Origin of the sequence: Kitasatospora sp. NPDC091207, assembly GCF_044768625.1 — a bacterium.
GTDB lineage: Bacteria > Actinomycetota > Actinomycetes > Streptomycetales > Streptomycetaceae > Kitasatospora.
In genome coordinates, this window is the sequence record NZ_JBIVVS010000016.1 from 209510 (window position 1) to 221284 (window position 11775).

General features: G+C 75.6%; 9 protein-coding genes and 1 tRNA gene. 3 read left to right on the top strand and 7 right to left on the bottom strand.

Annotated features, from left to right (window positions below):
• The first annotated feature begins 244 nt into the window (after positions 1-244).
• Positions 245-1906, top strand: a complete 1662-nt coding sequence (gene pgi, locus ACIQTO_RS25290; protein WP_402392117.1) for a glucose-6-phosphate isomerase — start codon at positions 245-247, stop codon at positions 1904-1906.
• 119 nt (positions 1907-2025) lie between these two features.
• Here pgi and ACIQTO_RS25295 read toward each other — a convergent pair.
• The 6 genes from ACIQTO_RS25295 to ACIQTO_RS25320 all read right to left on the bottom strand — a co-directional run bounded on the left by ACIQTO_RS25295 (position 2026) and on the right by ACIQTO_RS25320 (position 7951).
• A tRNA-Lys gene (locus ACIQTO_RS25295) sits at positions 2026-2099 on the bottom strand.
• Positions 2100-2174: 75 nt separating this feature from the next.
• Positions 2175-2735 carry a bifunctional DNA primase/polymerase gene (locus tag ACIQTO_RS25300; RefSeq protein ID WP_402392169.1) on the bottom strand — a complete coding sequence of 187 codons (561 nt, stop codon included), beginning with the start codon at positions 2733-2735 and terminating at the stop codon, positions 2175-2177.
• 242 nt (positions 2736-2977) lie between these two features.
• Positions 2978-3385, bottom strand: a complete 408-nt coding sequence (locus ACIQTO_RS25305) for a hypothetical protein (RefSeq protein ID WP_402392119.1) — start codon at positions 3383-3385, stop codon at positions 2978-2980.
• A gap of 212 nt (positions 3386-3597) precedes the next feature.
• Positions 3598-4953, bottom strand: coding sequence for an AAA domain-containing protein (locus tag ACIQTO_RS25310; protein WP_402392122.1), 1356 nt, complete (start codon positions 4951-4953; stop codon positions 3598-3600).
• Between the two features lie 8 nt (positions 4954-4961).
• Entirely contained in the window at positions 4962-6620 is a 1659-nt protein-coding gene (locus ACIQTO_RS25315) for a hypothetical protein (RefSeq protein ID WP_402392124.1), read from the bottom strand.
• Entirely contained in the window at positions 6617-7951 is a 1335-nt protein-coding gene (locus ACIQTO_RS25320) for a hypothetical protein (protein WP_402392127.1), read from the bottom strand. Before ACIQTO_RS25320 ends, ACIQTO_RS25315 begins: the two co-directional genes overlap by 4 nt.
• Before the next feature lie 299 nt (positions 7952-8250).
• Here ACIQTO_RS25320 and ACIQTO_RS25325 point away from each other — a divergent pair, with 299 nt between their 5' ends.
• A complete protein-coding gene (locus ACIQTO_RS25325; protein WP_402392130.1) occupies positions 8251-8901 on the top strand; it encodes a histidine phosphatase family protein in 651 nt (216 codons plus the stop codon).
• Between the two features lie 108 nt (positions 8902-9009).
• On the opposite strand, the gene ACIQTO_RS25330 is transcribed toward ACIQTO_RS25325, so the two are convergent.
• Positions 9010-10665: a tetratricopeptide repeat protein gene (locus ACIQTO_RS25330; protein WP_402392133.1), complete on the bottom strand. Its 1656-nt coding sequence runs from the start codon at positions 10663-10665 to the stop codon at positions 9010-9012.
• A gap of 482 nt (positions 10666-11147) precedes the next feature.
• Here ACIQTO_RS25330 and ACIQTO_RS25335 point away from each other — a divergent pair, with 482 nt between their 5' ends.
• Positions 11148-11672, top strand: a complete 525-nt coding sequence (locus tag ACIQTO_RS25335; protein ID WP_402392136.1) for a hypothetical protein — start codon at positions 11148-11150, stop codon at positions 11670-11672.
• Positions 11673-11775 lie beyond the last annotated feature (103 nt).

Below are 11775 nucleotides of genomic sequence, written 5' to 3' on the forward strand. Positions count from 1 at the left end.
AACGGGCCGCGCGTCCGTCCGGACGGCGGCGACGGAGCGTCCGGACGGCAACCGCCGGGCGTCGGGACGGCGGCGACGGAGCGTCCGCGAACGGAATGTGCGCGGGCCGACCCGACGTTGCATAGGCTGGTCCCGGGCAGGCCGTCAACGAAGTCGGCGCACCACCAGTACCCGCACGACCTCGCGAAAACCCTCCCGCCTGGCCCTGCCGGTATCTGCACCCAGATGAATCGAGGAGCCACCGATGTCGGAGACCCGTGCCGACGCCCGTACCCCGCTGGACCGCACCCCGCAGTGGGCCGCCCTCGGCAAGCACCGCGCGGAGCTGGGCGAGACGCACCTGCGCGAGCTGTTCGCCGCCGACCCGGAGCGGGGCCGCCGCTACACCCTCCAGGTCGGCGACCTGCACGTGGACTACGCCAAGCAACTGGTCACGGACGAGACGCTGGCCCTGCTGCGCGAGCTGGCCGAGGCCACCGGCGTGGCCCGGCTGCGGGACGCGATGTTCCGCGGCGAGAAGATCAACAACACCGAGCACCGCGCCGTCCTGCACACCGCGCTGCGCGCCCCGCGCGGCGCCGTCGTCGAGGTCGGCGGCGAGAACGTGGTGCCGGCCGTGCACGCCGTGCTCGACAGGATGGGGGCCTTCGCCGAGCAGATCCGCGGCGGCGCCTGGCGCGGCCACACCGGCAAGCGGATCCGGACGGTCGTCAACATCGGCATCGGCGGCTCCGACCTCGGCCCCGCCATGGCCTACGAGGTGCTGCGCTCCTACGCCGCCCGCGACCTCGACGTCCGCTTCGTCTCCAACGTGGACGGCGCCGACCTGCACGAGGCCGTCCGCGACCTCGACCCGGCCGAGACGCTCTTCATCGTCGCCTCCAAGACCTTCACCACCATCGAGACCATCACCAACGCGGTCTCGGCCCGTACCTGGCTGCTCACCGGTCTGGGCGCGGACACCGAGGCGGTGGCGAAGCACTTCGTCGCCCTCTCCACCAACGCCGAGGGCGTCGCGGACTTCGGCATCGACACCGCCAACATGTTCGAGTTCTGGGACTGGGTCGGCGGCCGCTACTCCTTCGACTCGGCGATCGGCCTCTCGCTGATGATCGCCATCGGCCCGGACGCCTTCCGCGAGATGCTGGACGGCTTCCACCTGGTCGACGAGCACTTCCGCACGGCGCCCGCCGAGGAGAACGTGCCGCTGCTGCTCGGCCTGCTGGGCGTCTGGTACGGGGCCTTCTTCGACGCCCAGGCGCACGCCGTGCTGCCCTACTCGCACTACCTGTCGAAGTTCACCGCCTACCTCCAGCAGCTGGACATGGAGTCCAACGGCAAGTCGGTGGACCGCGACGGCAACCCGGTGAGCTGGCAGACCGGCCCGGTGGTCTGGGGCACGCCCGGCACCAACGGCCAGCACGCCTACTACCAGCTGCTGCACCAGGGCACCAAGGTCATCCCGGCCGACTTCATCGGCTTCGCCCAGCCGGTCGCCGACCTGCCGGCCGGCCTGGTCGCCCAGCACGATCTGCTGCTCGCCAACTTCTTCGCCCAGACCCAGGCGCTGGCCTTCGGCAAGACGCCGCAGGAGGTCGCGGCCGAGGGCGTGCCGGCCGAGCTCGTGCCGCACAAGACCTTCAAGGGCAACCACCCGACCACCACCGTCCTGGCCGCCGAGCTGACCCCGTCGGTGCTCGGCCAGCTGGTCGCGCTGTACGAGCACAAGGTGTTCGTCCAGGGCGCGATCTGGAACATCGACTCCTTCGACCAGTGGGGCGTCGAGCTCGGCAAGGTGCTCGCCAAGCGGATCGAGCCGGTGCTGCTGACCGGTGAGGGCGTCGACGCGCTGGACAGCTCCACGGCGGAGCTGGTCGCGCGCTACCGCTCGCTGCGCGGCCGCTGACCCGTCGGGTGCCGCCCGCCGGCCGGATCCGTCCGGCGGGCGGCACCGGCGGTGCCTCCGGGGCGGCCCGGGAAACACGGAAGGCCCCTTGCTCTCGCAAGGGGCCTTCCGGCTGTCTGTGCGCCGCCAGGGACTCGAACCCCGGACCCGCTGATTAAGAGTCAGCTGCTCTAACCAACTGAGCTAGCGGCGCCTGCTGACAGAGAAGACTTTAGCAGCGGCGCGCGGCCCGGCCAAAATCGAATACCCGGAGCCGGGGCGGACGGGCTCAGCCGACGGGAAGGGCCGCCGACCCGGCCCGCTCGGCGGGCTCGCGGGCCGCCCGGACGCAGGCCCAGAGCACCACCGAGGCACCCGGCAGCCACGGCTCCCGGCTCTCCGGGGCGACGATCCACCGCCCGGCGCCCAGACCGGGGGAGTCCGGGCTGTGCACCATCCGCTGCACCGGCGGAACGGTCACCGCGTCGCCCCGGCCGTGGCAGAGCAGCGGCGGGACGTCCCGGGCCCACTCCTCCCAGGCGAGCAGCCGGCGCAGCCGGGCCGCCGCCCCGGGCCGGACGAACAGCAGGGTGCGCCCCCGGTACACGGCGACCGGGCCGCAGCCCGGTCCGGAGGTCCACAGCTCGTCCAGCACCCGGCGGCCGAACAGGGACGGCATGCTGATCACGTCGAAGGCGCGCCCGCAGGGCAGCACCGAGGGCGCCCACGGGCGTGATTCCCAGAGCGCGCGCATGCTGCGCGGGTACTCGCTGGCGGAGGCCAGCCAGGCCTCACCGGCCACGGTGACGTACTCCACCGACTGATACGTCCAGATGTCCACAGACAGCAGCGTGGGGTGTCCGCGGGGTGTCCGGGAGGGAAAGCGCGGTTTGCCGGACAGCGCGGCGGAGACCGGCGTACCCTGCCGCGCCGCATATGCCACTGGCGAGATCCCGGGCCTCGGCCCTGTCCGGTCGTGCCCGGACTCCCGCCCGGCCGCGTGCCCCGGTCTCCTGTCCGGGTCCGTCGTCCGGCCGCAACGGTCTCCGGACCGCCGGACGGGCCGGGCGCCGACCGCACGGGCCGGAACGGCTAGCCGTCGTGGCGCCGGGGCTGGAGCAGGCCGCGGCCGTACTCGATCATCTTGGCCGCGTAGTCCGGCGTCCAGTCCGCCCGGGCGGCGATCTCGGTGTCGGACAGCGCGTCGAAGCGGCGAGGGTCCGCGAGCTGCGCGGCGGCGACGGCCTGGAAGTCGGTGGCCCGCTCGGCGGCCGCGCGGAAGGCCAGTGCCAGCTCGGTGGACCGGCGCAGCAGCTCCGCCGGGTCCTCGATCGACTCGAGGTCGAAGAACCGTTCCGGCTCCGGCTCGGCGATGTGCGGCTCGAACAGCAGCTGCACCGGGCGCCGGCGTCGGGCGGGCGCTTCACCGGCGCCTGCGCCCGGACCGGCCGGCACGGTCGAACCGCTCGGGTCGGACGCCTGGGCGTGGGAGTCGGGCATGGACGGACACCTCCGGGTGGTCGGTGGGGGGCGGACGACGGCAGCCGGGGACGACGCCGCCCGGTCCTGGCCGCCGTCCATTGTCTCGCGTCGGCAGCCGGTAACGGAACGGTGCGAGTCCGGGCGCTATTCCCTCCCGGCGCGCCGGGGGCGTGCACCCGTTGCCGCCCGCCCCCCGCCCGCCCCCGCCCGGCCGGGGGCGGGCGGGCCGGTCAGCGCGCCAGCCGCACCCGGTGCCCGGCGAGATGCTGCAGCACCTGGTGGTTGGCCTCCCAGCCGTCGGGGAACTTGACCGAGACGCCCAGCTGGACCGGCTCGGTGGCCGGGTGCTCGTCCAGCAGCTCGGCGATGCCGGCCCGGGCCACCACGATGCACGCGTGCCGGTGCCGCGAGGCGAGCACGCAGAGCCGCCCCGTCTCCAGGTGGAAGGCGGTCGCGTCCGGCCGCCCGGAGAGCGGGTGCAGCACCACCGTGACGTCGTACTCGCGCCCCTGCAGCCGGTTGGCGGTGTCCACCGTGACGGCCGGCCCGACGGTCGGGTCGACCGGGACACCGGCCTTGACCAGCGCCGCCCGGACGGCGGCCGCCTGGTCCCGGTGGGCCGTGCCGACCGCGATCCGGCCGGGGGCGAGCGGGACGGAGCCCTGCTCGGAGTGGGCCGTCAGACCGCGCTCCAGCAGGCGGCGGACGGTGGCCGCCACGGCCGACACCGCCTGCGGATCGGTCCGGACGGTGTGCCGGGCGGGCAGCTCCAGCAGCGCCCAGCCGTGCTCGGCCGCCCGGTCGATCGCCGCGTCCAACGCGGAGCCGTCCGGCCGCACCGAGGCGGTGAGCCGCCGCTCGCCGGGCCCGGTACCGGACCGGAACGGTGTGTACGGGTAGAACGCGTCGGAGATCAGCGGTGCCGCGCTGGCCGGCAGCCGCCAGGAGACCGGCAGCCGGTGCGGCTCGATCTGCGGGTTGTGCGCGAGCAGGGTGACCACCGCGCTGCTCGACGGGTCGTACGACAACCCCGCCCACTGCTCGGTGCCGACCACCGTGAACGGGTCCAGCTGGCCCGGGTCCCCCACGAACAGGGCCCGTTCGAACAGCCGGGCCACCGCGAGCAGGGCGTCCGAGCGCATCTGGTACGCCTCGTCGACGATCGCGTGCCGCCAGGGCGCCTCGCTCTTCACCCACTGCCACTTGGCGGCGGTGGAGATCACCACGTCGAGCTCGGCGAGGTCGGTCACCTTGTCGGACGGGGTGACGTTGGGGTGCTTCAGCACCTCGGGCCCCGGCCGGGAGTCCGCCGCGTGCAGCCGGCCGATCGTCAGCTCGGGCGCCTTCTGCGCCAGTCGGTCGACCAGGTCGTCCACCTGGCCGTTGGTCTGGGCGACGATCATGATGCGCTCGCCGGCCTCGACCAACTCCCGGGCGGCGCGCACCACCAGGGTGGACTTGCCGGCGCCGGGCGGGGAGTCCACCACCACGCCGCGGGGGGCGCCGACGGCCGGGCGGACGGTGGCTTCCAGGATCCTGGCCACCGCCGCGTCGGCGGCCGCGCCGGGGGCCTGCTCACTGCTCATCTGCCGGATCACTCCCATTCCTCGGTGTCGGTGGCCGCGGCGGCGGTGGCCGTGGCGGCCGGCAGGAGACCGGGCGCGGCGGCGGCCCCGGGCGGGCCGCCGTGCGTCCACGGGGTGTCGTCCGGCTCGGGCAGCGGCGCGGACTGGCGGACGGTCAGTTCGAACAGGGTGAAGGTGATCCGCTCACCGGGCTCGGGCAGGCTGCCCGGCTCGGGCTCCTTCTTGCGCCCCATGCCGGACAGCACCCGCAGCGTGATGGTGCCCGCCGCCGGGTCGACCGCGGCGATCACCGCCTTCTGCGCGCTCGGCCCGGCGCCGGACTCCGGCGAGGGGGACTCCCGGACCCGGTGCGCCTCCCGGCCGAGGTCCGCGTGCGGACGGTCGGCCGTGCGGACGGTGATCAGCGGACGCGGCTTGGGCGAGCGCCCCGAGGTGTCGTAGTCCGGCACCACCTCGGTCACCACACCCGCGAACGCCTCGCCGGCCAGCCGGTGCTCGGCCATCGCCAGCGGGTCGTCCAGCGCCTCCTGGACGTCCAGCCGGGCCTGCTCGCGCTCGCGCTGCGCCAGCTTCCGGGCGGCCGTCACGGCGTCGTCCTGCCGGGGCTGCGGCGGCTCACCGGCCGCCAGCCGGTCGCGGTGGCCGGTGTAGGACCAGCGGTCACCCGTCCAGCGCTCCGCCAGGTGCCCGGCCGGCGGCAGGCCGCGGAGCAGGTCGAGCCCGTGCCACACGTCGTGCCAGGTGGGCAGCAGCACCCCGGACAGCACCGCGCGCAGCTGCTCGACCGCCGTCCGGACGGCGGCCCGGGCCTGCTCCGCGTCGGTGCTCCCCGGCTCCTGGACGGCGTGCAGCAGTGTGGCCGCGGCGGCGTCGTAGCGGGCGATCGCCGGGCCGAGCACCAGCTCGTCGAAGCGCGGGTCGGTGGCCGGACCGGCCGGCGGGTGCACCAACTGGCCGGCCGCGTCCCGGGCGGACTCGGCCAGCTCGGCGGCCGCGGCCCCGGTCAGTCCGGGCGGCGGCGCGTGCCAGGCCAGCCGGGCGGCGAGGTGCTGGTCCTCCAGGTGGCTCTGGCCGGTCGCCCAGTGCCGGGAGAGCAGGCCGGTCATCGCCTGCAGCAGGCTGGAGCCGGGCACCTGGGCCCGGTCGGTGAGGTGGGTCAGCCAGCGGCCGAGCAGCGGCACCCGGGCCGGCGCCGGGTAGGGGCCCGGCTCGTCGTCCTCGACGGTGCGGCGGAAGCGGGTGGAGCGGCCGAGCAGGGCGAGATGGTGTACCCCCGCGCTGTTGGGGACGATCAGCTGCGGCGCGTCGGTGCACAGTTCGCGGAAGACCTGCGTCTTCTCACCCGTCTCCGGATCCTTCTCGGAGCCCTCGATCTGCTCCACCTCGGCGGCGAAGGACTCCAGGTAGGGCAGCAGGTCGGCCGCCAGCTCGGCCAGGAAGTCGAACCGCAGGGTGCGGTTGAGCGGCTGCGGCACGATGTGCAGCCGGGGTGCGGAGCGGTCGGTGCCCAGCATCACGGCCAGCGGCGCGCCCGCCTCGCCGGCGGCGGTCAGCGGGACGACCACCATCGGGCGGTCGGAGAGGTGCCGGTGGCGGACGGTGGCCAGCGGCTCGGCCCGGCCGCTGCGGACGGCCTCCAGCCGGGCGAGGGTGCCGAGCAGGCTCATCGGGCCGCTCCCGATCCGGCTGCCGGGCCCGCTGCCGCCGACTTCACCGGGCCCGCCGCTGCCGCCGCGAGCGGCCGCCCCAACGCCTCGGCGCGCAGCGCGGCGGCGTACGCCAGCCGGGCGGCGGCCTCGTCGGCGGCGAGCGTGGCTTCGGCGTGGACGGTTTCGGGACGGTCGGTTTCAGGACAGCCGGCTTCGGGGTGGGCGCCGTGCTCCGGGGCGGTGCCCGCGGCGGCGGCCAGGGCCTCGGTGACGGTCCGGATGCTGCCCAACTCGCCGCGCACGCCCCGGCCGAGCTGTTCGACCCGGTCCCCGCAGCGGGCCCGGGCGCGGCAGTGGAAGCCCAGTTCGCAGGTGGAGAGGCAGTCCGGGCTGTACGCGGCCGGGACCGCCTCGACCGACTCGGCCAGCTGTTCGGCCGAGCGGGCGGGCGCGCCCGCCCCGTCCGAGGCGAGATCGAAGCCGGCGCCCGCCGGCAGCGCGTCCAGCAGCCGGCCGATGCCGGTCATCCGGCTGAGCTGGCGGCGGGTGGTGGCCAGCTCGCGCCGGACGTCCACGGTCACCGCGGTGGGCCGGTTGCTGAAGTCCTTCGGGCAGACCAGCAGCACGCTCAGCCGGGGGCTGCCCGGCAGCCGCTGCTCGACGTACGGGTTCCGGTCCGCCTCCCGGCCGGCCAGGGCGGCGGCCGTCTCCTGGAGCGCCAGCACGTAGACGGCGGCCTGGCGGGCGGCGGCACCGACCTTGGCCGGGTCCGCGCTGCCGTCCAGCACCGGGAAGGACTTGATCTCGATCACGGTGCACCGCCCGTCGTGCACCACGACGGCGTCCGGCTCCAGGTACGCGGTGCTGCCGGCCACGGTGAGCCGCAGCAGCGGGTGGTCGAGCAGCGTCCAGGCCCGCGGATCGGCGGCGGCCTCGGCCAGTGCGGCGGCCGTCCGCTCCGCCCGGACCGCCGGGCCGGAGCGGCGCAGCAGATCGGGCACGGCGAGCGGGGCGTCGCCGTCGGTCGGCAGGCCGAGGTGGCGGCGCAGCGGCTCCAGCAGTGCCGCGTAGTCGTCCTCCTTCAACCGCGATTCGAAGATCACACCGCGGGCGAGGGCGAACGGGGACTGCCCGAACGGCGCGGGGCGGCCGAGCCGGGCGGCCAGCGCGGACTTGTCGACCCCGGCGGCGTCGAGCACCGCGCGGCGGTGACAGCCCGGATTGGCGGCGAGCGCGGCGAGCGCGCGGGCGTTCAGGCTGCGCTGCGGGGCCGGACCGCGCAGGTCGGCGAGCCGCTGGGCGAGCGGCTCAAAGTGCCCGTTGGACGGGACGTTCGTCGAGACGTTCATGGTGCGGCCCAGTGTCGCACCCGGGTCCGACATTCCGGTCCGGCCCGGCGATCCGTGGCCATGCGCGGCGATTCCGGGCGGTTTCCGGCGTCGGCCCGGGTGGTGCGCGGGGCCCGGTCCCGCGGGTGCCGGGCGGGCCAGGCCGGCGGGCGTGCCGGACGCCGCCGGGGCGTCCGCCCGGGTCCGGCCCCGGCGCCCCGGCCCGCGATCGTGGGCCGAGCGCAGGTGAGGGATCATGGAGTGCCGGTGCTCAATGGCGAGACCGACCGTTGCCACCGCCCCGCTGCGAGGAGCCACCCATGCCCGCCCGAATCGTCCTCGTCCGCCACGGCGAGACCGCGTGGTCGGCCACCGGCCGCCACACCGGCCGGACCGACATCCCGTTGACCGAGGAGGGCCGGGCGATGGCCCGGGCGCTCGGCGTCCGCCTCGCCAAGGCCCCCTGGAACGGACTGCCGGACGCCCTCGTCTACACCAGCCCGCTCGACCGCGCCAAGGAGACCTGCGCCCTGGCGGGCTTCGGCGACCGTGCCGTGGCGCGGCCGGAGCTGCTGGAGTGGGACTACGGCCAGTACGAGGGCCGGACCGGTCCGGACATCCGCGCCACCGACCGGCCCGGCTGGCTGATCTGGCGGGACGGTGTGCCCGGCGGCGAGAAGCTGGCCGATGTCGCGGCCCGGGTGGACGCCTTCCTGGCCGACCTCAACGCCGAGCACGGCGTGCCGCACCCGGACACCACGGTCATGCACTGCGCCGACCGCGACGTGGTGCTCTTCGCCCACGGCCACCTGCTGCGCATCCTGACCGCCCGCTGGCTCGGGCTGCCCCCCGAGTACGCCCAGCGGTTCAAGCTCGGAACGGCCGCGCTCTGCTTGCTCTCCTGGGAGTACGGCGCGCCGGCGGTCGAGGTCTGGAACGACCTCGGCCACCTGGAGGGTCTGAAGCACTGACCGGCCCGCCGGACCGGGCCCCGACGGTCCGTCAGGGCCCGGACCGGTGCGGGTGACCGGTCGCCGCCGGGGCGCGCGCGGTCGCGGCGCATGCCGCCGCCGGGCCGTTCAGGCCGCCGCCGCGAGGTCGTACTCGGTCAGGAACCGGCCGACCTCCGGGACGGCCCGGTGCGGGCGCAGCCGTTCGGCGGTGTCCGCCAGCATGCTGCGGATCCGCGCCGAACGGACCTCGCCGAACAGGGCGACGGCGGCCGTGCCGTGGTCGGCGGCGCCGGCCACGTCCCCCCGGCCGAGGCGGTCGTGTGCCAGCTCGGCGGTGTACAGCACGCGGTTGCGGACGAAGTGCGGCTCCTGGAGGGCTATGGCCAGCCCGGCCTGCTCGCTGGCGCGGTCCCAGTCCCCGAGCGCGGACCAGCACTGGGACTGCAGCCCGGCGATCTCCGCCTCGCCGAAGAAGGACATCCACTCGGGGTCGGCCTCGGAGGGGCCGCGGTCGAACAGGATGTAGGCGCGGCCGAGTGCCCGCTCGCAGGCGGCGCGGTCCTGCAGGAGGGCCCAGCCGCCGGCCTCGCGCATGGCCAGCAGGGAGAGCAGCCGCTCGGAGTCCAGCTGCCGGGCGGCGGCCTGCCCGGCCTGGGCGGCGCGGAGCGCCTCGCGGGGGCGACCGGCGTCCCGGGCGAGGAAGGCGCTGTTGCAGAACACGTGCGCCTCCAGGGCGGAGTCGCCCGCCATCCGGGCCGTGGCGAGCGCCTCGGCGTAGAGCGACCGGGCGTCCGCCAGCCGGTTCGAGTCGTGCGCCAGCCAACCCACCGAGATGGCGAGTTCGCCGGCACCGGCCTGAAGTCTTCGCTCCGTCTCGGCGCTGTACTCGCCCTCGTTGAGCAGCACGTAGGCGGTGCGCAGCGACTGCCCGGCCAGCTCGAACAGGGCGTCGGCCCCGTACACGTCGTCGGCCAGCCGGATGTCCCGGACGGCCTGCTCGACGCCGAGCACCTCGGCCGTGCCGATCCGGCGGGGCGGCGGGACCGGGCCGGGCCGGCCGGGCACGAAGGCGGACCCCGGGGCGAACGGGTCCGCGGCAGCGCCGAACCGGCCCGCGCCGAGGCCGGGTTCCGGGCCGAGGCCGGCTGGGGCCGGGACGAGCCGGGCGGGCCGCTCGGCCCCGGGCGCGCCCGGGGTGGCGTGGTCGGTGGCCGCGGCCGGCCGGTCGATGCCGATCACGGTGGCCAGCGCGGCCGGGCCGCCGGCCAGGAACGTACGGCGACGCACGTCGTCGTTCTCCTCGTCGAAATGGTGCGATCCGTCGGGCCCCCGGAGTGACGCCGCGGACCTCGGCGACGCAGGTCCGTCCGGTGGGGGTGGTTCCGCGTACGGCGAGGCAGCGTACGGGAGTTGGATGGAATGCGGCGAGCGCGGGGCGGGCAGGGACGGGAACTGCGGGTGGAGTCGGGGTGGTGCGGTGCCCGCACCGCCGTCCGCTGAGCGGCGGCGGACGGCGGTGCGGGGGGCGAAGCCGAGGTCGGCCAGCGAGCGGTCCGGCCACATGTGCCGGAAGACCCGCTCGTAGGCGTAGTTGGGGCAGCGGATCTCGCCCGCCTCGACCCGCCCGACATAGCGGGCGTCGCAGGAGACGTGCTCACCGATCTCGCGGGCGGCCCGCCGTACGGTCATCGCGAACTCGCCCGGCGAACGGTCGCCGCGCAGTGCGCGCATCACGGTGTTGGGTGACGGGCGGTTCGGCTCGGCCGGTGGGGTGGCTGCCATGGTGCGCTCCGTGGTCGTGCGGGGTGCTGTGCCGGGTGGGGCGGTTCCGGTGGGTGTCGGTCCTGCGGACGGTGGGCTCCGGCCGGTCGGCGCGGTGGCCCCGGTCGGCCGTTCGGGCCTGCTCGGTCAGGGGTGGACTCTGCTCGGCCGCGGGTGGGCCCGGTGGGGTCGGCCATGGGTGGGCCCGGTGGGGCTGGATGGGCCCCGGATGCGCGACCGACAGTACCCGGAGTCACCGGCCGGCCACAGCCTGTTTGTGGATGATGTGCTGTCAATTGCGGTCAAAACGGGCGCTGTTGCCTGGATCTGCCATGAAATGCCATGCCTTGCTGTAAGGCGCCCCGTGGCCCCGACCGCGTCCCCGGCGTTGTCCTGATACGAGGAAGTCCCGGTCGTCGCCCAGGCCCACCGCCCTAAGGGGCGGCCCCCACCCCGGAGCGGCGGCACCCTTCCGATCGGACGAGGCGACAGGAGAGCCCGTGATGGCCACCGGAGTACCGCAGTACCACCGTCTGGTCGCCGGAGGGGTGCTCGCGGGCGCCGCCCCCGCCCTGCTGCCCGAGCCGGCCGACGACCGCGGTCCGGGGCGCGGGCCCCTGGAAGGCGGCCGGGCCCCGTGCGGCGGCGGCAGCGGCCCGGTCCGCCGGCTCGCGGCGGGCGGCGGCGGAGTGGTCGTCACCGGCTGTGACACCGTCACCGTGGCCCTGCGGCACGGCCTGGAGGCGGTCGACATCCTGCGGCTGCGCCGGGCCTGCGGCGCGGTGCTGCAGAGCCGCAACGGCAGCACGGTCTCGTTCTTCGTCCCGGCCGGCACCTCGGAGACGTGGCACCTGCCCGGCAGCTCGTGTACCGCGGGCGCCCTGCTCCTGCCCGCCACCGATCCGCGCTGGGTGATGCCCCCGGTCGGGGCGGACCTCGCCGCCCGCCCCACCGACGCCTGGGTCCTGCGCTCGGCCCTCTGCGAGGCCGCCTGCACCCTGACCGCCGGCGGTCTCGGCCCGTTCTGAGGCCTGTTCTGAGCTTTTCGTTTAACCTCGCACGTCACCCGACCTGCTGATCTGCGGTTCTTCCCGGGACGGCGGAGGCGGCCGTTCTCCACGCTTCGAGATG

Excerpts from the sequence above, each read along its gene's own strand:
- ACIQTO_RS25310 (WP_402392122.1), bottom strand. The coding sequence starts at position 4,953 with ATGAGCAGTGAGCAGGCCCCCGGCGCGGCCGCCGACGCGGCGGTGGCC.
- ACIQTO_RS25330 (WP_402392133.1), bottom strand. The coding sequence starts at position 10,665 with ATGGCAGCCACCCCACCGGCCGAGCCGAACCGCCCGTCACCCAACACC.
- ACIQTO_RS25325 (WP_402392130.1), top strand. The coding sequence starts at position 8,251 with ATGCCCGCCCGAATCGTCCTCGTCCGCCACGGCGAGACCGCGTGGTCG.
- pgi (WP_402392117.1), top strand. The coding sequence starts at position 245 with ATGTCGGAGACCCGTGCCGACGCCCGTACCCCGCTGGACCGCACCCCG.
- ACIQTO_RS25305 (WP_402392119.1), bottom strand. The coding sequence starts at position 3,385 with ATGCCCGACTCCCACGCCCAGGCGTCCGACCCGAGCGGTTCGACCGTG.
- ACIQTO_RS25335 (WP_402392136.1), top strand. The coding sequence starts at position 11,148 with ATGGCCACCGGAGTACCGCAGTACCACCGTCTGGTCGCCGGAGGGGTG.
- ACIQTO_RS25320 (WP_402392127.1), bottom strand. The coding sequence starts at position 7,951 with ATGAACGTCTCGACGAACGTCCCGTCCAACGGGCACTTTGAGCCGCTC.
- ACIQTO_RS25315 (WP_402392124.1), bottom strand. The coding sequence starts at position 6,620 with ATGAGCCTGCTCGGCACCCTCGCCCGGCTGGAGGCCGTCCGCAGCGGC.